General features: G+C 72.5%; 19 protein-coding genes. 8 read left to right on the top strand and 11 right to left on the bottom strand.

Annotation, left to right across the window (positions count from 1 at the left end; all coding sequences use genetic code 11):
* Window positions 1-108: 108 nt before the first annotated feature.
* Window positions 109-519, bottom strand: a complete 411-nt coding sequence (locus tag ACZ6H8_RS04330) for a GNAT family N-acetyltransferase (protein WP_464144723.1) — start codon at window positions 517-519, stop codon at window positions 109-111.
* A gap of 105 nt (window positions 520-624) precedes the next feature.
* Between ACZ6H8_RS04330 and ACZ6H8_RS04335 the strand changes: the two genes are divergently transcribed.
* Window positions 625-1,632, top strand: coding sequence for a bile acid:sodium symporter family protein (locus tag ACZ6H8_RS04335; RefSeq protein WP_464144727.1), 1,008 nt, complete (start codon window positions 625-627; stop codon window positions 1,630-1,632).
* A gap of 133 nt (window positions 1,633-1,765) precedes the next feature.
* Here the strand turns inward: ACZ6H8_RS04335 and ACZ6H8_RS04340 are convergent, their stop codons facing one another.
* Together ACZ6H8_RS04340 and ACZ6H8_RS04345 are read right to left on the bottom strand one after the other, a co-directional pair.
* Entirely contained in the window at window positions 1,766-3,277 is a 1,512-nt protein-coding gene (locus tag ACZ6H8_RS04340; RefSeq protein WP_464144730.1) for an SDR family NAD(P)-dependent oxidoreductase, read from the bottom strand.
* Between the two features lie 186 nt (window positions 3,278-3,463).
* Window positions 3,464-4,423, bottom strand: coding sequence for a Bax inhibitor-1/YccA family protein (locus tag ACZ6H8_RS04345; protein WP_464144733.1), 960 nt, complete (start codon window positions 4,421-4,423; stop codon window positions 3,464-3,466).
* A gap of 139 nt (window positions 4,424-4,562) precedes the next feature.
* Here ACZ6H8_RS04345 and ACZ6H8_RS04350 point away from each other — a divergent pair, with 139 nt between their 5' ends.
* From ACZ6H8_RS04350 to ACZ6H8_RS04365, 4 genes are all read left to right on the top strand, one after another.
* The gene (locus ACZ6H8_RS04350) at window positions 4,563-5,570 is read left to right on the top strand and encodes a glycerophosphodiester phosphodiesterase family protein (protein WP_464144736.1); all 1,008 of its coding nucleotides are present in this window, start codon (window positions 4,563-4,565) and stop codon (window positions 5,568-5,570) included.
* A 150-nt stretch (window positions 5,571-5,720) separates the two neighbouring features.
* A complete protein-coding gene (locus tag ACZ6H8_RS04355) occupies window positions 5,721-8,117 on the top strand; it encodes a lamin tail domain-containing protein (protein ID WP_464144739.1) in 2,397 nt (798 codons plus the stop codon).
* A 124-nt stretch (window positions 8,118-8,241) separates the two neighbouring features.
* Window positions 8,242-10,653 carry an ATP-dependent helicase gene (locus ACZ6H8_RS04360; RefSeq protein ID WP_464144741.1) on the top strand — a complete coding sequence of 804 codons (2,412 nt, stop codon included), beginning with the start codon at window positions 8,242-8,244 and terminating at the stop codon, window positions 10,651-10,653.
* 488 nt (window positions 10,654-11,141) lie between these two features.
* Complete coding sequence (locus ACZ6H8_RS04365; protein ID WP_464144743.1) at window positions 11,142-11,657, top strand: endonuclease domain-containing protein; 516 nt, start codon at window positions 11,142-11,144, stop codon at window positions 11,655-11,657.
* Between the two features lie 62 nt (window positions 11,658-11,719).
* On the opposite strand, the gene ACZ6H8_RS04370 is transcribed toward ACZ6H8_RS04365, so the two are convergent.
* The 3 genes from ACZ6H8_RS04370 to ACZ6H8_RS04380 all read right to left on the bottom strand — a co-directional run bounded on the left by ACZ6H8_RS04370 (window position 11,720) and on the right by ACZ6H8_RS04380 (window position 14,983).
* A complete protein-coding gene (locus ACZ6H8_RS04370; RefSeq protein ID WP_464144745.1) occupies window positions 11,720-13,402 on the bottom strand; it encodes a tripartite tricarboxylate transporter permease in 1,683 nt (560 codons plus the stop codon).
* Window positions 13,395-13,868 (bottom strand): tripartite tricarboxylate transporter TctB family protein, encoded by a 474-nt coding sequence (locus ACZ6H8_RS04375; protein ID WP_464144747.1) that lies wholly within the window; start codon window positions 13,866-13,868, stop codon window positions 13,395-13,397. Before ACZ6H8_RS04375 ends, ACZ6H8_RS04370 begins: the two co-directional genes overlap by 8 nt.
* A gap of 74 nt (window positions 13,869-13,942) precedes the next feature.
* Window positions 13,943-14,983, bottom strand: a complete 1,041-nt coding sequence (locus ACZ6H8_RS04380) for a Bug family tripartite tricarboxylate transporter substrate binding protein (RefSeq protein WP_464144750.1) — start codon at window positions 14,981-14,983, stop codon at window positions 13,943-13,945.
* A 169-nt stretch (window positions 14,984-15,152) separates the two neighbouring features.
* On the opposite strand from ACZ6H8_RS04380, the gene ACZ6H8_RS04385 reads away from it, so the two are divergent.
* Together ACZ6H8_RS04385 and ACZ6H8_RS04390 are read left to right on the top strand one after the other, a co-directional pair.
* Window positions 15,153-16,784: an ATP-binding protein gene (locus ACZ6H8_RS04385; RefSeq protein ID WP_464144752.1), complete on the top strand. Its 1,632-nt coding sequence runs from the start codon at window positions 15,153-15,155 to the stop codon at window positions 16,782-16,784.
* The gene (locus ACZ6H8_RS04390; RefSeq protein ID WP_464144754.1) at window positions 16,781-17,461 is read left to right on the top strand and encodes a response regulator; all 681 of its coding nucleotides are present in this window, start codon (window positions 16,781-16,783) and stop codon (window positions 17,459-17,461) included. The genes ACZ6H8_RS04385 and ACZ6H8_RS04390 overlap by 4 nt, the downstream gene beginning before the upstream one ends.
* Window positions 17,462-17,470: 9 nt before the next feature.
* Here ACZ6H8_RS04390 and ACZ6H8_RS04395 read toward each other — a convergent pair whose 3' ends face one another.
* The 3 genes from ACZ6H8_RS04395 to ACZ6H8_RS04405 all read right to left on the bottom strand — a co-directional run bounded on the left by ACZ6H8_RS04395 (window position 17,471) and on the right by ACZ6H8_RS04405 (window position 19,569).
* On the bottom strand, window positions 17,471-18,559 hold the full coding sequence (locus tag ACZ6H8_RS04395) for a PQQ-dependent sugar dehydrogenase (protein WP_464144756.1): 1,089 nt from the start codon (window positions 18,557-18,559) through the stop codon (window positions 17,471-17,473).
* 85 nt (window positions 18,560-18,644) lie between these two features.
* Window positions 18,645-18,824 carry a hypothetical protein gene (locus ACZ6H8_RS04400; RefSeq protein WP_464144757.1) on the bottom strand — a complete coding sequence of 60 codons (180 nt, stop codon included), beginning with the start codon at window positions 18,822-18,824 and terminating at the stop codon, window positions 18,645-18,647.
* Between the two features lie 40 nt (window positions 18,825-18,864).
* Window positions 18,865-19,569 carry an MBL fold metallo-hydrolase gene (locus ACZ6H8_RS04405; protein WP_464144759.1) on the bottom strand — a complete coding sequence of 235 codons (705 nt, stop codon included), beginning with the start codon at window positions 19,567-19,569 and terminating at the stop codon, window positions 18,865-18,867.
* Window positions 19,570-19,643: 74 nt separating this feature from the next.
* Here ACZ6H8_RS04405 and ACZ6H8_RS04410 point away from each other — a divergent pair, with 74 nt between their 5' ends.
* Window positions 19,644-20,201 carry a TetR/AcrR family transcriptional regulator gene (locus tag ACZ6H8_RS04410; protein WP_464144762.1) on the top strand — a complete coding sequence of 186 codons (558 nt, stop codon included), beginning with the start codon at window positions 19,644-19,646 and terminating at the stop codon, window positions 20,199-20,201.
* Window positions 20,202-20,205: 4 nt separating this feature from the next.
* Here ACZ6H8_RS04410 and ACZ6H8_RS04415 read toward each other — a convergent pair whose 3' ends face one another.
* Together ACZ6H8_RS04415 and ACZ6H8_RS04420 are read right to left on the bottom strand one after the other, a co-directional pair.
* Entirely contained in the window at window positions 20,206-20,364 is a 159-nt protein-coding gene (locus ACZ6H8_RS04415) for a VOC family protein (protein ID WP_464144765.1), read from the bottom strand.
* A gap of 76 nt (window positions 20,365-20,440) precedes the next feature.
* On the bottom strand, window positions 20,441-21,166 hold the full coding sequence (locus ACZ6H8_RS04420) for a VIT1/CCC1 transporter family protein (RefSeq protein ID WP_464144768.1): 726 nt from the start codon (window positions 21,164-21,166) through the stop codon (window positions 20,441-20,443).
* Window positions 21,167-21,229: the final 63 nt, after the last annotated feature.

Below are 21,229 nucleotides of genomic sequence, written 5' to 3' on the forward strand. Positions count from 1 at the left end.
ACTCGACACCCCGCGACCCAGACGCCGCGCCCGATCAGCGCTCGCGTGCTGCTCGGCGGCTGGCGCACGCTTCGCGTGCGTCGGCCGCCGACCGGGCGCCGCGTCTCGTCAGCTCGCGTCGCGGTGCAGCGTGAGCAGGCCCGCGCGGGTCGGACGGAAGCCCGCCGCACGGTAGAACGACTCGTGGCGGGGCTCGAAGTCCACATGCAGATGATGGATGCCACGGTCGCGGCAGTCCTGCGCAAGGGCCGCCAGCAGCAGCGTGCCGATGCCCTGACCCTGCAACGGCGGCGCCACGATCGTGTCGAGCACGAACGCGTGGACGCCGCCATCCCACACCGCACGCACGAACCCCACCAGCTCGTCACCCGCATGCGCTGCCACCCACGACACGTCGTGCCGCTCGAGACGCGCCGACGTCGGAGCCCCGTCGCCAGGCTCGCCGTCGAAGGCCGCCGCGTGCAGCGCCGCGAGCGCGACGTCGTCGACCGGCTCCCGAACCGCCAGACGCATCCGCATGCCGGCAGCATCCCACGCCCCCGCCCGACGACGTCATCTGCCGCAGCCGCGATGCGCGCGCGAGTATCGTCATGGCGTCCCCCAGCACTCGACGAGGAGCCCCGCATGCCCGCGCACGATCCCGCACCAGCGCCCAACGCACGTGAGCACGTCGGCGCCCGCATCGGCAGGATCGCAGGCACCTGGTTCCCGCTCGTCGTGCTCGCCGCAGGCACCATCGCAGTGCTCGTGCCCGGCCCGTTCCTGCCGCTGGGTGCATGGGTGACCCCGCTGCTCATGGTCATCATGCTCGGCATGGGCATGACGCTGCGCGGCAGCGACTTCGCGATCGTCGCGAAGAAGCCGCTCGCGCTCATCATCGGCATCGTCGCCCAGTTCGTCATCATGCCCCTCACCGGCTTCCTGCTCGTGACGCTGCTCGACCTCGACCCCGCCATCGCCGTCGGCGTCATCCTCGTCGCCGCAGCCCCCGGCGGCACCGCATCCAACGTCATGGTGTTCCTCGCGAAGGGCGACACGGCGCTCTCGGTCGCGATGACCACGGTGTCGACGCTCGTCGCACCCCTCCTCACGCCGCTGCTCGTGCTGCTGCTCGCAGGCAGCTACCTGCCCGTCGACCCCGTGGGCCTGTTCCTGTCGATCGTGCAGATCGTCATCGTGCCCATCGCCATCGGCCTGCTGCTGCGACGCTTCCTGCCGCGCATCGTCGAGCGCGTCGTGGAGTGGATGCCGCTCGTCTCCGTCGTGGGCATCACGCTCGTCGTGCTCGCCGTCGTCGCAGGCAGCGCCGCCACGATCATCGCGTTCGGCCTCGCCATCCTCGGCATCGTCGTCGTGCTCAACGGCGTCGGCCTCGCCCTCGGCTACGTCGCCGCCCGCGCCGTCGGCCTCGACGAGCCCGCCAGGCGAGCAGTCTCCATCGAGGTCGGCATGCAGAACTCCGGCCTCGCCGCAGGCCTCGCAGGCACCCACTTCTCGCCGGAGGCGGCACTGCCCGCCGCGATCTTCTCCGTCTGGCACAACGTCTCGGGCTCGCTGCTCGCGTCGTTCTGGTCGCGCCGCCCGACGGCGACGACCCCGGCAGACGCCGACGCGGCGACGGCCGCGAGCTGACGCGCGGAGCATCCATCCAGCGTGAGCAGCGCCGAACCTGCACGTCAGCGGATGCTCGCGTGCACCGTGCGCACGAGGTGCTCGTGGCGTGCGGGTTCGGAGGACGAGGCGGCGCGAGCGGGTTGCGGCCTCGCTACCAGGGCGCCTTGACGTAGTCCTTGAGGAAGACGCCGTAGAGGTCCTCGCCCGCCTCGCCACGCACGACGGGGTCGTACACGCGCGCCGCGCCGTCGACGAGGTCGAGCGGCGCATGCCACCCCTCCGCCGCGATGCGCAGCTTCTCCTGATGCGGCCGCTCGTCGGTGATCCACCCCGTGTCGACGGCCGTCATGAGGATGCGGTCCGTCTCGAACATCTCCGGCCCGCTCGTGCGCGTGAGCATGTTGAGCGACGCCTTCGCCATGTTCGTGTGCGGATGCCCCGCGCCCTTGTAGCGGCGCCCGCCGAACTGGCCCTCCATCGCCGAGACGTTCACGACGTACGCGCGGCGCGCGCCGGCCTGCACCGCGGCGCGCATCGACGCCCGCAGGCGCGACACGAGCAGGAACGGCGCCGTCGCGTTGCACAGCTGCACCTCGAGCATCTCGAGCGCATCGACCTGCTCGACCGTCTGCGTCCACGAGTTCGTCGTCTGCAGGTCGGGCAGCAGACCGCCCGCATCGACGGCGGTGCCCGCGAGATGCGCGTCGAGGCTCGCGTGGCCTGCGCGCAACGCGAGCGCCGTCATCGACGCCGCCGTCTGCGCCGCCATCGCGTGCTCGAGCGACTCGCCCTCGTGGTGCGGAGTCGCGTGATGGTCGAGCGCGCCCGCGATCGATGCGGGATGCATCTGCGAGACGCCGTCGAACGTCGTCATCTCGGGCAGCGCGAGGTCGGTCGGCAGGGGAGCGTCCTCCTGCTCGACGAGCGCCGAGTACGAGCCCGGGGAGCGGCGCACCGTCTGGGCGGCGTTGTTGATGAGGATGTCGAGGGGGCCCGCGGCGGCGACGTCGTCGGCGAGCGCGATGACCTGCGTGGGGTCGCGCAGGTCGATGCCGACGACCTTCAGCCGGTGGATCCAGTCGCTCGCGTCGTCCATCTGCGCGAAGCGGCGCATCGCATCCTTCGGGAAGCGCGTCGTGATGGTGGTGTGGGCGCCGTCGCGCAGCAGCCGCAGCGCGATGTACATGCCGATCTTCGCGCGGCCGCCCGTGAGCAGCGCACGCTTGCCGGTGAGGTCGGTGCGCTGGTCGCGCTTCGCGTGGCTGCGGGCAGCGCACTCGGGGCAGAGGCCGTGGTAGAACGCATCGACGAGCGTGTACTCGCGCTTGCAGACGTAGCAGCCCCGCGCCTTCTGCAGCTCGCCCGCGAACGCGCCCCGCGCGCTCGACACGAGCGGGATGCCCTTCGTCTCGTCGTCGATGCGCATGGGGGAGCCCGTGGCGGTCGCCTCGATGACCGCACGGTCGGCCTTGCGCTCCGCCCACGTCTTCGCCTCGCGCCGCGTCTTCTTCAGCCGCTTCTGCAGCAGCCACGCCGCGCGCTTCAGCGCGACGAGGTCGGGGTCGTCCTCCGCGAGGCCCGCGCCCTGCTCGAGCACGCGCAGCGCCGTCGCGAGGTCGTCGGGATCGAGGCTCGCGGGCGGCTGGTCGGGGGAGTCGGGCACCTGTCGAGGGTACTCGCGTCGCAGCGCGCTCCCGGAACCAGACAGCGCCCCGAGCCGTGGGGCTCGGGGCGCTGTCTCGGTCACGGCCGGGTCCGAGGTGAGCGGAGCGAGCCGATGGTGCAGCCGCCCACGTCGGAGTGCGTGCCTCCGCCTTCTCCAGGACGCATCCCGGAGAAGGCGGCCGCACTAGTTGCTGCCGCGCACGATGGCGATGATGCGGAGGATCTCGACGTACAGCCAGATGATCGTGGCCGTGATGCCGAACGCCGCCTGCCAGCCGTACTTCGCAGGCACGCCGCGCTGCACGCCGATCTCGACGTTGTTGAAGTCGAGCATGAGCGAGTACGCGCCGAGCGCGACGGCGAGCAGGCCGATCGCGACGCCCCACGGGATGCCGATGACCGGGATGATCGCAGAGCGCATGCCGAACGGCTCCGGCGTGATGCCCGTCCACATGAGCACGAGGTTCACGACCGAGAAGAGCGCGTACGCGATCATGATGATGAAGAAGAAGCGCGTGAGCTTGGGCGTGACGCGCACGATGCGGAACGCGTAGAGCGCGAGCGTCGCCGCGAACACCGCGCCGGTGCCGAGCAGCGCCTGCAGGATGATGCCCGAGAGGTTGAACGGGCCCCATTCGAACAGCACGCTGATGCCACCGACCGCGAGACCCTGCGCAGCGCCGTAGGCGAGGATGAGCGCCGGGCTCGGCTCGCGCTTGAACGCGTTGACGAAGCCCAGCACGAGGCCGACGACGAGGCCGGCGATCATGAGGCCCTGCATGAGCATGCCGTTGCCCGTGAGGAACAGCGCCATCTGCAGCAGGAAGCCCGCAGCCACCGCGCCGAGCGTCACGACCGTCTTGCGGATCACGCCGTCGAACGTGAGGCGGCCCGTGTCGGACGACGTCGCCGACGGACGGTCGTACATCTGGCCGAGCTGCTCCGACGAGGGCGCTGCCGGCTGGCGGTAGCCCTGCTGCTGGCCGTACTGCTGGAATCCGGTCTGCTGCGAGCCCTGCTGACCCTGGCCCTGCGGCGGCGCGTACGTCTGGCCGGGCACGTAGTCGCGGTCCTGCTGCAGCTGCGCAGCCCGCTGCGGATCGCGCGAGAACGCGGGGGAGTTGGAGAAGCCGAAGCCTGCCACGGTGATGTGCTCCTGTTCGGGATGGGAAGTCCTCGCCCAGCGTAGCCAGGAACGCCATGGATTGGCTGTGGTCGCCTGCCCGTTCGCGCCAGGCGCACGCCGCCGTCTCCCCGCCATCCCCGACGACTACCCTGGTCGCGTGACCAGGCCGCTCGTCGTCGCCCATCGAGGAGCCTGCGGCTACCGACCCGAGCACTCCGAGGAGGCGTACCGGCTCGCAGCCCGCCTCGGCGCCGACATGGTCGAGCCCGACATCGTGGCCACGAAGGACGGCGTGCTCGTGCTGCGGCACGAGAACGAGATCTCCGGCACGACCGACGTCGCCACGCGCCCCGAGCTCGCCTCGCGTCGCACGACGAAGGAGATCGACGGGCAGCAGCTCACCGGCTGGTTCACCGAGGACCTCACGTGGGACGAGCTGTCGCGACTCACCGTGCGCGAGCGGCTGCCGCGCATCCGCCAGTCGTCGGCCACGTTCGACGGCCAGCTCGGCATCCTGCGACTCACCGACCTGCTCCGCATCCTCGACGAGACCGGGCTCGGGATGGTGGCCGAGATCAAGCACGCCACCTACTTCGCGTCCATCGGCCTCCCGCTCGACGAGCTCGTCGCCGACGCGCTGCGCGAGCACGGCTGGGCGTCGACGCCCGAGCGGCTCGTCGTGGAGGCCTTCGAGCAGGACGTGCTGCGACGGCTGCGCGCTCGCGACGTCGCGGGACGCTACGTGTACCTGCTCGAGCAGGCCGGGGCGCCCGCCGACGCCGTCGCGTCCCTCGGCTCCGCTGCCCCCTCGTACGAGTCGCAGCGCACGGATGCCGGGCTCGCCACGATCGCCGCCGACGGGTTCGACGGCATCAGCGTCGACAAGCGGGTGCTGCTGCACGAGGGACGCGACGGCGTGCGGGCGACCGACCTCGTCGAGCGTGCGCACGCGGCCGGCCTCGCGGTGTTCGCATGGACGCTGCGACCAGAGAACCGCTTCCTCGCGAAGGCGCACCGCCGCGGACCCCTCGGGGCGCAGTGGGGCGCCTGGATGCGGGAGTGGGAGCTGCTCCTGGGCGCGGGGCTCGACGGCGTGTTCGCCGACCATCCCGACCTCGCCGTCTTCGCCGTCGATCGCGCGGTCGGCGGCAGCCGCACCCGCTGACGCCGCACGCGTCGCGCGGCGTCCCCCTGCCGACGCGTCGCCGCGCGCGTGCGACGTCTGCGCGCACGCCTGCGGCCACCCGGCGTTCACCTGCCGTTCGTGCCGCGTCCGCAGGATGCAGAGGTCCCCCACAGCACAGGAGTCCCTGCAGTGCACAAGCGCGCCCTCTCCGTCGCAGCCCTCGCCGCCGTCGCCATCGGCGGCATCGCGGTCGCGACCCCCGCCTCCGCCGCCGACGCGGACGTCCGCATCAACGAGGTGCAGTCCAACAGCGCCGTCGGCGCCCCCGACTTCGTCGAGCTCGTCAACGCAGGCGCGGCCGACGTCGACGTGTCCGGCTGGATCCTGCGCGACGACCAGGACGCGAACGCCCACGTCATCCCCGAGGGCAGCACGATCGCGCCAGGCGCCTTCCTCGTGCTGCAGCCGAGCGAGTTCGGCCTCGGCGCCAACGACTCGGCGCGGCTCTTCGACGACGCGCTCGTCGCGATCGACGCGTACTCGTGGACGTCGCACGCGTTCACCGAGGGTCGCCTGCCGGACGGCACCGGCGCGTTCGTCGACACCGAGCCGACGCCCGGCGCCGCGAACGTCGCCCGCGTCGTCACCGTCGAGCCCGAGCCCGTCGACACCGGCATCCGCATCAACGAGGTGCTCTCCGACGACCCCGACGGCGGCGAGGACTGGGTCGAGCTCACGAACGTGAGCGCGTCGGCCGTCGACGTGTCGAGCTGGATCCTGCGGGACGACGATCCGCTGTCGACCCTCCGCATCGCAGCCGGCACGGTCGTCGAGCCCGGCGCGTTCGTCGTCATCGAGACGAACGTGACGCCAGACGGCTTCGGCCTCGGCTCGAACGACGAGATCAGCATCATCACCGAGGACGGCACCGGCCTCGCCGACACGGTCGCGTGGACCGACCACGCCGTCTCCGAGGGCCGCATCCCCGACGGCACCGGCGCGTTCGTCGACACCGAGATCACGCGCGGCCAGGCGAACGTCGAGCGGGCGATCGAGTCGCCCGTCGTCATCAACGAGGTCGAGTCGAACGGCGACCCCGTGAGCGACTGGGTCGAGCTCGCCAACACCGACACGGTCGACGCGGTCGACGTCTCGGGCTGGACCCTCATCGACGGCGACCCGACGCACGACCCGATCGTGCTGCCTGCCGGCACCGAGATCGAGTCGGGCGGGTACCTCGGCATCCGCACCGACGCCCCCGAGGACTTCTTCGGCCTCGGCGGCACCGACCGCGTCACCGTGCGCGACGAGACGGGCGCCGTCGTCGACTCGTTCGGCTGGGTCGACGGCCACGCGCCGACGACCTTCGGCCGCTGCCCCGACATGACGGGCGCCTTCGCGGTCACCGCGCGCAGCACCTTCGAGCTCGCCAACGACTGCACCACCGTCGAGGAGCCCGAGGCGCAGCCGTGGCCGTTCGGCCAGACGGTGCTCGACGCCATCGCGCCCGGCACCTTCGGCGACGACACGTCGGGCCTCGATCTCGCCGCCGACGGCACGCTCTACGCCGTGAACAACGGCCTCGGCGAGGTCTACGCCATGTCGGCGACCGACGGCGTCTACGCCGTCGACCGCACGTGGACCGCCACCTACCCGGACGGCTCCGGGCTGCCGGACACCGAGGGCGTCTCCGTCGTCGGCGACGGCTCGCTGCTGCTCGCGACCGAGCGGAACGACGACGCCAGCAGCGTCTCGCGTCCGTCGGTGCTGCGCCTCGAGCTCGGTGCCGACGGCAGCACCGCAGCCACCCACGAGTGGAACCTCGCCGACGTCACCGGCGCCATCGGCGCGAACGGCGGCCCCGAGGCGGTCGAGTGGATCTCCGACGCCGATGCCGTGGCGCTCGGCATCGTCGGCGTCGACGGCCAGCCGTACGACCCCGCCGCGTTCGGACCGCACCTCGGAGGCGTCGCGGCGGTCGCCGTCGAGTCGACCGGCCTCATCCACCTCCTCGTGCTCGAGGAGGACGGCACGCACACGCTGCTGCAGACCGCGCAGCCCGGCGCCGCCGTGCCGTTCGTGATGAGCCTCGACTGGCGCGACGGCGGCAACGAGCTCTGGGGGCTGTGCGACGAGGTCTGCGGCAACCGCAGCGCGCAGTACGCGTTCGTCGACGGCGTGCTCACCGTGCAGGGCGAGTTCGAGCCGCCGGCCGCCATGGACCCCGCCTTCACGAACGAGGGTCTCGCGATGCAGTGGTGCGCCGCCGATGCGGCTGCGACCCCGACGGTGCTGTGGGCGTCCGACTCGCCGCACCAGGGCGTCTCGCTGCGCATCGCGCCCGGCGCGGACTGCGTCGCGCCCGTGCCCTCCGACCCGGCGCCGTCCGACCCGGCGCCGTCGGATCCGGTGCCGAGCGACCCGGTGCCGAGCGCACCAGCGCAGTCCGAGACGCCGATCGCTGGCGGCCAGGGCGGCCAGGGATCGCTGCCGCAGACGGGCATCGAGCTGGGCGTCGGCCTGCTCGCGCTCGCGATGCTGCTCGTCGCGGCAGGCGTGGCGCTGGGCGTGCGTCGACGCGCCTGAGCCACGGCGCGCCGGGCCGCCTTCGTCCCGGTCCCTGAGGTGCGAGCGGAGCGAGCCTCGAAGGGTGCTGGATGCGCCGGCACGGCGAGCCGCGTCGGCCGTCGCCCGTAGGATCGTGAGCGTCATGACGGATCTCTGGGGGCTGGACGACGCGCCGCTCGTGCCGACGCCCATCGGGCGTGCCGGGGCAGGCGAGCCCGCCGTCGACGAGGCGCTGCTCGAGGGGCTCAACCCGCCGCAGCGCGAAGCCGTGCTGCACCGAGGCCCCGCGCTGCTCATCGTCGCGGGTGCGGGCTCCGGCAAGACGCGCGTGCTCACGCAGCGCATCGCAGGGCTGCTGTCGACGCGCGAGGCGTGGCCGAGCCAGATCCTCGCCATCACGTTCACGAACAAGGCGGCTGGCGAGATGCGCGAGCGCGTCTCGGCCATCGTGGGCGACGAGGCGCGCGGCATGTGGATCTCGACGTTCCACTCCGCATGCGTGCGCATCCTGCGTCGCGAGGCCGAGCAGTTCGGCTTCAAGCAGTCGTTCTCGATCTACGACTCCGGCGACACGCGCGCGCTCGTGAAGCGGCTCATCAAGGACTCCGGCGCCGACACCCTCGGACTCACGCCCGGCGGCACCGCGTCGAAGATCTCCAAGGCGAAGAACGACCTCCACGACGTCGACTCGTACCGCGAGACCGCCAACCTCTCCGACCCGCGCGAGCAGGCGTTCGTCGAGATCTGGCGCCGCTACGACCACGAGCTTCGTCGCGCCAACGCGTTCGACTTCGACGACCTCATCGGCCAGGTCGTCTACCTGTTCCGCGCGTTCCCCGTCGTCGCAGCCCTCTACCGCAAGCGGTTCCGGCACATCCTCGTCGACGAGTACCAGGACACCAACCGAGCCCAGTACGCCCTCATCCGCGAGCTCACGCAGGGCGTGCCCGCGAACACGCTGCCCGACCAGCGCGGCGAGATCCCCGGCGCCTCGCTCACGGTCGTCGGCGACTCCGACCAGTCGATCTACGCGTTCCGCGGCGCCGACATCCGCAACATCGTCGAGTTCGAGCGCGACTTCTCCGATGCGAAGGTCGTGCTGCTCGAGCAGAACTACCGGTCGACGCAGCACATCCTCTCGGCCGCGAACGCCGTCATCAAGCACAACTTCGACCGTCGCGACAAGAACCTCTTCACCACCGAGGGCGACGGCGACATGATCGTCGGCTACACCGGCTACTCGGGGCACGACGAGGCGCAGTTCGTCGCCGACGAGATCGTGTCGTTGCAGACCACGGGCATGCCCTGGTCGCAGATCGCGGTGTTCTACCGCACGAACGCGCAGACGCGAGCGCTCGAGGAGATCCTCATCCGCTCCGCCATCCCCTACAAGGTCATCGGCGGCACGAAGTTCTACGAGCGCGCCGAGATCAAGGACGCCATGGCGTACCTCGTGGCCGTCGCGAACCCCGACGACGCCATGAGCCTGCGCCGCATCCTCAACGTGCCCAAGCGCGGCATCGGCCCCGCCACCGAGGCGACGCTGCAGGCGTTCGCCGACGAGCACGACCTCACGCTGCGCGACGCGATGCGCCGCGTCGACGAGCTCGGCTTCGGCCCGAAGGTCACCGGCGCCATCCGCACGCTCGCCACCCTGCTCGACGCGCATTCGCAGGCCGAGAACCCCGACCCGGGCACGGTGCTCGCCGACCTCATGGGCCGCACCGGCTACCTCGAGCAGCTGCGTGCCTCCCCGGATGCGCAGGATGCCGCGCGTGCCGAGAACGTCGAGGAGCTCATCTCGGTCACGAAGGAGTTCCGCAAGGCGAACCCGAACGGCTCGCTCATCGACTTCCTCACCGAGGTCGCGCTGGTCGCCGCAGCAGACGAGCTCGACGACTCGGAGGGGCAGGTGTCGCTCATGACCCTGCACACCGCGAAGGGCCTCGAGTTCGACGCGGTGTTCATCACGGGCGTCGAGGAGGACCTGCTGCCGCACCGCATCTCCGCGAACGAGCCAGGTGGCCCGGCCGAGGAGCGCCGCCTCTTCTACGTGGGCGTCACGCGCGCACGCAAGCGCCTCTACCTGTCGCTCGCGATGACGCGCGCGCAGTTCGGCGAGGTCACCGTCGCCATGCCGAGCCGCTTCCTGCAGGAGATCCCCGCCGAGCTCATCGACTGGCGCCAGTCGCCCGGGTTCGTCAACGGCCGCGGCGGCTCGCAGTCGCGTGCGCTCAACGCTCGCCAGGGTGGTGCGAGGCAGGGTGCGCTGGGCACCGGTGGTGGCGGATTCGGCGGCTCGCGCTCGGGCGGCCGCTATCCCGACGCGCTGCCCGCTGGCGAGAAGAAGGCGTTCCCCAACACCATCGCCGAGGTGCGCAACAACTCCGGCCTCGAGCTCGTGCCCGGCGATCGCATCCGCCACAAGGACTTCGGCGAGGGGCGCGTCTCCGCCGTCACCGGCGCCGGGCCCAAGCGGGTCGCGGAGGTGCAGTTCGACGCGGTCGGCAAGAAGCGGCTGCTCATCAAGATCGCGCCCATCGAGAAGGTCTAGCGACAGCTCCGCAGGCCGCGGCGCAGCAGGTGCCCGGATGCGCGGCTGAGAGCCGGACCGCGCGCGGTGGGTCGCTCACGTCCCGCACAGGTGCGCGTCCGGGCGTGCGATCCGCAGGCCCGCGTCGGCCACAGGGGGCGTGGGCACCGCGCGGCGAGGATCGGCGCATGCTCGATCCTCTGCTCCAGCCCGGCGGCGTCGTCTCCACCATGCAGCTCGCTGCCTCCGGATGGACGGCGAGCGCGATCCGACGCGCGGTCGCCGAGGGGCGGCTGACGCGGCTCCGGTCCGGGTGGCACGCGCTACCCGGTGCGCACGACGCGACGGTTCGTGCGGTCCGGTCCGGCGGGTGCCTCTCGTGCGCCGATGCGTTGCGTCTCCACGGAGCCTGGGTGCCGGAGGGCCTCGGCCGTGGGCATGTGCGTCGCGGCAGGCATGCCGCGCGTCGCCGCGCCGTGGGGTGCAGGCCGTACGGCGCGAACCCGCGCGTGACGTCGGCTGTCGACGATGTCGAGACGGCGTTCCGCTGCGTGCTGCGCTGCGGCACGCATGAGGACATCATCGTGATCGCCGACTCGCTGCTGCACCGTCGCGACGCGACTCGCGATGCGCTCGAGCGGTGGATGCGTGACGCGCCAGCCCGAGTTCGTGCGCTCCTCGCGAGCGTCGACGTCGCCGAGTCGGGACTCGAGAGCATCGTCCGCGTCCGGCTGCGAGCATGCGGCATCCGCGTGAGGACGCAGGTCTGGATCGGCCGTCGTCGCGTCGATCTGCTCATCGGCGACCGGCTCGTGGTGGAGTGCGACGGCGCAGAGCATCACGCAGCCTGGGAGGCGCACGCCGCCGATCGGGCGCGTGATCGAGCACTGGTCGCGGCCGGCTACGTCGTCGTGCGTGTCACCTATCGGCAGGTGATCGACGACTGGGACGCCGTCCTCCAGGATCTGCTCGCCGTCGTGCGTCGGCGGGGGCACCTCGACCGGCGCACGAAGATGCGCGGCTGAGCGGGGCTTCGAGGACGCATCGCATCCCGTGGCTCGCTCAGCCGTGCATCTGCGCAGCCCGGTCAGTCGCCGGGTGGCTCCTCGTCCTTCCGGCGGCGCAGCGGGCGTCGCCGACTCGTCGGGATCGACGTCGTCGAGAGCGCTCCGCGGTCGACCTGCGGGTGCGGCTCGTGCGACTCGATCTCGACGTCGAGCGTCGCGATCGACTCGGTCGACGCTGCAGCGCTCTCCGCGGCCAGCTGCGCCTCGAAGCGGGCGCTGCGACGCCGCAGCCACAGCGACAGGCCGATGATGACGACCGCCAGCGCGTATGCGATGACCGCGAACGGCGACTGCACGAGGTAGGCGGGGTCGCCGACGCCGAGCTGCATCGCCTGCCGCAGCTCCTCCTCCGCCATCGGGCCGAGGATCGCGCCGACGACGAGCGGCGACACGGGGAATCCGTGGCGACGCATGAAGAAGCCCATGATGCCGAGCACCAGCAGGATGAAGATGTCGAACGTCGTGAAGTTCGCCGCGTACGCCCCGAGCCCCGCGAAGACGAGGATGCCGGCGTACAGGTAGGGCCGCGGGATCTGCAGCAGCTTCACCCACAGGCCCACGAGCGGCAGGTTCAGCACGAGCAGCATGATGTTGCCGATGTAGAGGCTCGCGATGAGCGCCCACACGAGCGGACCCTGCGACTCGAACAGGCGCGGCCCCGGCTGGATGCCGTACGTCTGGAACGCGGACAGGATGATCGCCGCCGTCGCCGTCGTCGGGATGCCGAGCGTCAGCAACGGCACGAGCACGCCCGCCGCGGCGGCGTTGTTCGCCGACTCGGGTCCTGCGACGCCCTCGATGGCGCCCTTGCCGAACTGCTGCTTGTACTCGCCCTTGGCCAGGCCACGCTCGGTCGCGTACGACAGGAACGTCGCGACGTCGGCACCGCCTGCGGGGATCGTGCCGATGGGGAAGCCGATCGCCGTGCCACGCAGCCACGGCTTCCACGAGCGTGCCCAGTCGGAGCGGCGCATCCACGTGCGCCATCCGCGGGTGATGGGGATGAGGGGGATCTGCCCGCTGCGCAGCCGGGAGCCGATGTACAGCGCCTCGCCGAGGGCGAAGAGCCCGACGGCGACGAGCACGACGTCGATGCCGTCGGTGAGCTGCGGGACGCCGAGCGTGAAGCGCGACTGTCCCGAGATGGAGTCGACGCCGACGAGGCCGATGAGCAGGCCGAGCGCGAGCGAGACGACGCCGCGCCACACGCTGGAGCCGAAGAGCGCTCCGATGGTGAGGAAGGCGACGATCATGAGCGCGAAGTAGTCGCGCGGGCCGAGGCCGACCGCCCAGCGGGCGATCGTGGGAGCGACGAGGGTGAGCAGCACCGTCGCGATCGTGCCGGCGATGAACGAGCCGATGGCGGCGGTGGCGAGCGCGGCGGCGCCGCGCCCGGCGCGGGCCATCTTGTTGCCCTCGAGCGCCGTGACGATCGACGCCGACTCGCCCGGCGTGTTCAGCAGGATCGACGTCGTCGACCCGCCGTACATGCCGCCGTAGTAGATGCCGGCGAACACGATGAGGGCCGCGGTCGGCTCGAGCGCATACGTGATGGGCAGCAGCAGCGCGACCGTCATGGCGGGGCCGATGCCCGGCAACACGCCCACGGCGGTGCCGACGAAGACGCCCAGCAGTGCGTACAGCAGGTAGATGGGCTGCGCTGCGGTCGCGAAGCCCTCGATGAGGAGGGTGATGCTATCCAAGGGGGATCCAGCCGGTGAGGGTGCCCGTGGCGGGCAGCGAGAGGCCGAGCAGGGTGCCGAAGAGCAGCTGGCTCACGATGCCGAGGCCGAACCCGACGAGCACGGCGACGTACCAGCGCTTCGCGCCGAGCGCGATGGCGGAGGCGGCGAACAGCACCGTGACGCCGAGCGGCCAGCCGAGGTGCGGGATCGTGACGACGAGCGACAGGAACGCGAGCGCGACGATGACGGTCGTGATCCACGACGTTCCGGCGTCGAGGTCGACGTCCTCGCCGTCCTCCGCCTCCCCGAATCGGCCGCGCAGCTGGCCGACGAGCACGCCGACGCCTGCGACGAGCAGCAGGGTCCCGACGGCGTAGGGGATGACGCGGGCGCCGAGCGTGGTGGCCGTGCCGGCCTCGCGGATCTGCGTCGTCAGCACGAGCGCGGCGATGGCGATGGCGATGACGACACCGACGACGACCATGGCCTCGATCCGGTGCGCCCGGGGGAGCACGCGGGTCGAGGCCGGCGCACCCTCGGGTGCGCCGGCCTCGAGGGTCACGAGGTGAGGCCGATCGTCTGCAGGGTCTCCTGCGTCAGCGTGATGTCCTCGTCGAGGAATGCCTGGAAGTCGTCGCCCGTGAGGAACGCGTCGGTCCAGCCGTTCGTCTCGACCGCGTCGGTCCATGCGCCGCCGTCGTGCATCTCGGTCACGAGATCGACGAGCGCCTGCTGCTCCTCGGCGGAGATGTCGCCGGGGGCGAGGAGGCCGCGCCAGTTCGTGAGCTCGATGTCGATGTCCTCGTCCTGCAGCGTGGGCACGTCGGGGAGCATGAGCGCGGGCTCGGCCGACGAGACCGCGAGGGCCCGGAGGTCGCCGGACTCGACGGACTCGGCGAACTCGCCGACGCCGGAGATGCCGACCATCGCCGTGCCGCCGAGGAGCATCGTCAGCGCCTCGCCGCCGCCGGAGTTCGCGATGTAGTTGAGCGTCGTGGGCACGTCGGCGGCGTCGACGCCGCCCTCGATGAGCAGCTGGCCGGCGAGGATGTGGTCGATCCCGCCTGCGGAGCCGCCCGTGACGGTCACCTGCGGGCCGTCCTCGACGATCGCGTCGACGAGATCCTCGACCGACTCGAAGTCGGAGTCGGCGGGCACGACGATCACGAGGGGCTCCTGCGTGAGGCGCGCGATGGGCGTCATGTCCTCGATGCGGTTCTCGGATGCGTTCGTCTCGACCGCACCGACCATGACCGATCCCGTGACCATGACGGTCTGGAAGTCGGACTCGGTCGCGAGGCTCGCGAGGCCGACGGTGCCGCCAGCGCCACCGATGTTCGTCACGGGGGCCGAGCCGACGAGCTCGTCGCCCGTGAGCGCCGCGGAGACGGCACGTGCCGTCTGGTCCCAGCCGCCACCCGGGTCGGCGGGAGCGATGACGTCGAGGGCGGTGATCTCGGCGGGTGCGCCGTCGGAGTCGCCGCCGTCGTCGCCGCCTGCGCCGCCGGAGGAGCACGCTGCGAGCGCGAAGGCCGACACGGCCACCGCGCCGATCGTGAGGGTGCGGCGGAGCCTCGTGGTCTGAACGTCGTCGGTCATGTCGATCGCCTCTCATCGTCGAGCGACCGGCGCCATGCCGGATCGCGATCTGCGCCGACGATAGGGATGCGGGCGCCTGCCGCACCCGTTGCGTGCGAAAGGCGTCGTTGTGGTCGTTTCGGTCCCGCTCGGATGCGCCGAACGCGGGCATCGGACGTACCATCGGCTCATGACCAGGGCGATGGCGCTCCGGAGCCGGCGCATGCCGGGCGCGATCCGGGCGATGCGACTGCGCACCCAGCTCGTGCTGCTGCAGTCCGTCATCATGCTCGTCGTCATCCTCGGTGCGGGCGTCGCCGCCGTCGTCATCCAGGAGCGGCAGATCCGCGACGCGTACGTCGATCGCATGGTCGGCGTCGCCTACTCGGTCGCGCAGCTGCCGACCGTGCTCGACGCGTTCGACGACCCCGAGCCGTCGATCACGATCCAGCCGATCGCCGAGCTCATCCGCACCTCCTCCGACGTGACGTACGTCGTCGTCACCGACGTCGACGGCATCCGCTTCTCGCACCCGAACCCCGAGCGCATCGGCGAGCCCGCCTCGACCGAGCCGACGGCGGCGTGGACGGGCGAGATGGTCATCACGACCGAGACGGGCACGCTGGGCGAGTCGTGGCGGGTGAAGGTGCCGGTGTTCGACGCGGACGGCGAGATCATCGGCCAGGTGTCGGTGGGCATCCTCGAGTCGGAGCTGCGCGCCGACCTGCTCGGCTCGATCTGGTCGCTGTCGGGATTCCTCGCCGTCGCCGCCATCGTGGGCGTGCTGCTGGCGACGTGGGCGGCGAGCGTCGTGCGCAAGCGCCTCCACGGCGTCGAGCCCGACGAGATCAAGGCGATGCTCGAGACGCGGGATGCGACGCTGCACGGCATCCGCGAGGGCATCGTCGTCGTCGGGGACGACGGTCGCATCGTGCTGTGCAACGACGCTGCCGCGCGCCTGCTCGACGTCGACGTCGAGCATGCCGTCGGCGAGGCGATCGACGGCGTGCTCGACGCCGACGTCGCAGACCTCCTCGCCGACGACGGGCAGCGGCTCGTGCTCGCAGGGGAGCGCGTGCTCGTCGCCCACGCCGACCCCGTCGTCGTGCACGACCGCACCGTCGGCACCGTCGTGATCCTCGTCGACCGCACCGAGACCGACGACGCGCTGCGTGCGCTCGCCGGCGCGCAGTCCGCCGCCGAGGGTCTGCGCGCGCAACGACACGAGTTCGCCAACACGCTGCACACGATCGGCGGCCTCATCGAGCTCGGCGAGTCGGAGGCGGCGCTCGCGATGGTGCGGCGGGAGGGCGACGGCGGCGCGATCAGCGGCGTCGAGGAGTCGGGCATCCACGACCTCGAGCTCGCAGCGCTCGTGCTCGCCAAGCGAGCCAGGGCACGGGAGCTCGGCGTGCTCCTCACGGTCGACGCGACGGCGCTCGCCGTGCCCTTCGCGGTCGAGGGCGCAGACCTCGTGACGGTCGTCGGCAACCTCGTCGACAACGCGCTCGAGGCGACGGGCGTGCAGGGCCGCGTGCGGGTGACGCTCGCGAGCGGCGACGGCGACGAGCGCGGCCCCGGCCGGATCGTCGTGGAGGATGACGGTCCGGGCGTGCCCGACGCGGTGCGCAGCGCCATCTTCGAGCTCGGGCACTCGTCGAAGGGCGAGGGGCGCGCTCGCGGCTACGGGCTCACGCTCGTGCGGCGCGTCGTGCGCCGCCTCGGCGGCGACGTGCGCGTCGACGACTCCGACCTCGGCGGTGCGCGCATGACCGTGACGCTGCCCGTGCAGGCGCGCGCGGGCGCGCAGGTGGGGGCATGAGCGTGCTGCGCGCCCTGGTCGTCGAGGACGAGCCGCAGGTCGCGCTCGTCACGCGCGGCTTCGTGGAGCGGCATGCCGGCTTCCAGGTCGTCGCCGTCGCCCCCACGGGGGAGCAGGCGTTGGACGCCGTCGAGACGCTCGCGCCCGACGTCGTGCTGCTCGACGTGCACCTGCCCGACATGTCGGGCCTCACGGTGCTGCGCAGGCTGCGCTCGCGCGGCAGCCGCGTCGAGGTGATCGCGGTGACCGCCGCCCGCGACCTCGAGACGGTGCGTCTGGCGCGCACGCAGGGCGTTCGCCACTACCTCGTGAAGCCCTTCGACATGCAGACGCTGCACCAGCGGCTCGACGACGTGCACCGGGCCGTGGCGCAGGAGCGCGCGCTCGCCGCATCCACGCTCGACCAGGCGGGCATCGACGCGGTGCTGGGCAGCCAGGCCGGGCCGCGGCTGGTGCGCAAGGGCGTCAACGATCGCACGCTGCAGGCCGTCGAGGCGGTCCTCGCCGAGTCGGGCGCCGATGCGTCGGCTGCGGAGGTCGCCGAGCGCATCGGCATGTCTCGCGTCAGCGCGCGGCGATACCTCGAGCGGCTCGTCGAGCTCGGCGTCGCCCGGGTCGAGCCGCGGTACGGGTCGGCTGGCAGGCCGGAGCACCGGTACACGGCCGCAGGCGGCTGAGCCGGAGCGCTACGAGACGACGACGCGCAGGATGCGGTCGTCGTCGGCGCCGGGGGTGCCGTTCGCGTCGCGATTGCTCGTCGTGACCCACAGCGACCCGTCAGGGGCGAGCGCGACGCAGCGCAGCCTGCCCAGCTCGCCGTCGAACGCCTTCTGCGGGGTGCCTGCGCCGTCGCCCGCGAGGGGGATGACCCACAGCCCCTGCCCGCGCAGCGCGCACAGGTAGGCGACGCCTCGGTCGATCTCGAGGGCCGACGGCGAGCACTCCGACGTCGGCCACGTCACCACGGGGTCCACGTACTGCGGCGCGCCCCCTGCGCCCTCCACCTCCGGCCAGCCGTAGTTGCCACCCGGTTCGATGCGGTTGAGCTCGTCGGCGGCGTTCTGGCCGAACTCCGCGGCCCACATGCGGTCGCCGTCCCATGCGAGCCCCTGCGGGTTGCGATGCCCGAGCGACCACACGCGCGTGCCGAACGGGTTGCCCTCCGCCGCCTGCCCGTCGAGGTCGAGGCGCAGGATCTTGCCGGCCAGCGAGTCCGGATCCTGGGCGAGGGCGCCGTCGGCGGCGTCGCCGACGGTCACGTAGAGCATGCCGTCCGGCCCGAACCGCAGGCGTCCGCCCTGGTGGTTCGACGCGAGATCGATGCCGTCGACGAGCACCTCCGGTGCGCCGATCCCGCCGTCGAACGGCATGCGCACGAGCCGGTTGTCGTCGTCGCTCGACAGGTACGCGTACAGCGCGGTCGCGTCGGGCGAGAGCGCGAGGCCGAGCAGCCCGCCCTCTCCCTGCGCGGCGACGCCGGGCACGACGCCCACCTCGTCGATGCCGCCCGTGCCGTCGACGCGGAGGATGCGGCCCGTCTCGCGCTCGGAGACGAGCGCGGCGCCGTCGGCGAGGAACGCGAGCGACCACGGCACTGCGAGCCCTGTCGCGATCGTGCGGTCGAGGGTGGGGAACGCGGGCGGCGTCCCGGGCGGCGTCGACGGGTCGTCCTCGTCGCCGCTCGCGTGCACGGTCGGGTCGGTGGCGGTGCACGCCGTGAGCCCGAGACCGCCGGCGAGCATCCCCGTGAGCATCGTCCTGCGCGTCAGGGTCATGCGGCGAGGCTAGGTGCGCCGGTCGTCGGCGGGGAGGGGGTTGGCGCGAGCGAGGCTGCTGTGCAGGTGGTGGTCGGTCGCGGGCTCAGAGCACGAAGACGAACGTCATCGCCACGAGCGCGGCGACGGCCGCGACCCAGATCACCGGGCGGAGCCGGTTGGCCATCGTGCGCGACGGGCGGTCGTCGTCGAAGGCCGAGTAGGCGGGGTCGAGCTCGGGCGGGATGCGGTCCTGCTCGTGCTCGTGCTCGCGCTCGTGCTGCATGCACCCAGCGTGCCAGGTGTCGCGCGCGATCGCGACGCCGTCAGGTCCGGATGGCGTCGACGAGGCTGCGCGGCGAGCCGCGCCAGACGGTGCCGTGGCCCGGCACGACGACGTCGGCGTCGAGCGTGGCGAGGCGAGAGAGCGACGTCGCAGCGACCTGCAGGTCGTCGGTGAACGGTGCGAGCTGGGGATGGGCGTCGCCGGTGAGCACATGCCGCGTCGTGAGCGCGTCGCCGACGGCGACGACGCGATGCCGGGGCAGGTGCACCGCGATGGACCCGGGGGAGTGGCCGGGCATCGCGACGACGACGGGAGCGCCAGGCAGCGGCAGCACGTCGCCGTCGCGCACGGCGTGCACCTCGCGCACGCGGCGGGTGCGGCCTCCCTTGGCGAGCATCGTCGCGACGAAGCCGAGCGCGGCGGGCAGGCGCCACGCGGGAGCCGGGGTCGGCGGGGCCGGGTCGTCGCCGCGCGTGCGCCGAGCGTCGGCCTCGTGCACGAAGACGGGCACGTCGTGGCGCACGCGCAGGGCCTCGGCGAACCCGATGTGGTCGGAGTCGCCGTGGGTCAGCACGATGCCGCGCACGTCGGCCTCGGTGCGGCCGAGCGCGCGGAGGGCGCGCCGCAGGTCGCGACGGTGGCCGGGCAGGCCGGCGTCGATGAGCGTCACGCCCTCGTCGTCGACGACGAGCAGGAAGGCGACGCGGTCGTCGCCGAGGCGGTGGACATCGGGTGCGAGGAGCATGATGGCTACGATACATAGCCTTCATGGCTATGGTCAATAGCCTATGATGGAGGCTGCATCCGAACGGAGGACCGATGCCCGCCCCCGAGCGCACGAGCACCGCCGCCATCGTCGACGCCGCACGAGCCGTCGTCGAGGCCGGCGGCGTCGACGCGCTCACGATGCAGGCGGTCGCCGAGCGCGTCGGCGTCCGCGCACCATCGCTCTACAAGCGCGTCGCGAGCCGCGACGCCCTGCTGGCCGCCGTCGTCGCCGCGACGCTCGACGACCTCGCCGCCACGATCGCCGCGGCGGAGGAGGGCGCAGGCGACCCGCGTGCGCGGCTCGTCGCCATCGCGATCGCCACGAGGCGCTTCGCCCATCGGGCGCCCATCGGGTACGGCCTCGTCTTCGCACCCGCCGCGCACTCGCGACCGGACGCGCGGGCGCTCGCCGACGCCGCCCAGCCGCTGCTCGCCGCAGCGCGCGACCTCGTGGGCGACGACCACGCCCTCGCCGCGGCGCGGCTGCTGACGGCGTGGCTCCACGGCTTCCTCGCGATGGATCTCGCTGGCGCGTTCCGGCTCGGCGGAGACGTCGACGACGCCTTCGACTACGGGCTCGAGCGCATCCTCGACGCCGTCGGCGCCTGAGGCCTCAGCGCGCAGGCAGCTGCTGCAGCGTCCACCGGTTGCCGTCGGGGTCCTCGAACGTCACGAGGCGACCCCACGCCTGCTCGTCGACGCCGTCGGCCGCGATGCCGCGCGCCTGCAGGTCGGCGAGCGCGGCGTCGGCGTCGGCGACGACCGCCTGCACGTTGCGCATCGTGCCGGGTGCATCGACCGTGATGCACGCTACGACCGACCGCCGACGTCGACCGCCGACGGCGCCGCTACGCGACGTGCGTGCCGAAGAGCGTGCCGACGAGGAACGTGACGCCGAGCGCACCCACGCCGCCCACGAGCACGCGCAGCATCGCGCGACGGGTGCTCGCCGACCCGATGCGCGCCGACGTGAAGCCCGTCGCGAGCAGCGCCACCACCACGGCGACCACGACCGACCACGGCGCCCACGACACGGGCATGGCGATGACGGCGAGCAGCGGCACGAGGGCGCCCGCCGAGAACGCGGCGGCCGAGGCTGCCGCAGCCGACCACGGGTCGTTCGGGCTCTCGTCCTCGTCGAGCCGGTACTCGATGTCGAGGTGCGCCCTGAGCGGATCCGCGGCGGTGAGCTCGGCGGCGACCGCGTGCGCCGTGCGCGGCGTCAGGCCGCGCAGCTCGTACATGTGCGCGAGCTGCGCCTCCTGGCCGACGGGGTTCGATGCGAGGAAGCGGCGCTCGCGACGGATCGCCGCCCGCTCGCTGTCGCGCTGCGACGACACCGACACGTACTCGCCGACGCCCATCGACAGGGCGCCGGCGACGAGCGCAGCCGTGCCCGCGGTGAGGATGGCGCCCGCCCCGGCGCCGGAGGCCGCGACGCCGACGATGAGCGCGGCCGTCGAGACGATGCCGTCGTTGGCGCCCAGCACCGCCGCACGCAGCCACGACAGGCGCGACGCCGTCGACCCGACCGGCTCGGGCAGGTCGGGGTAGCGGCGCAGTGCGGGATCCATCCCCTCCATCGTCCGCATCCGGCCGCTCCCGCGCGACGGGGGACGACCTGCCATCTCGCTGCG

Source organism: Agrococcus sp. AC640b (assembly GCF_979255995.1).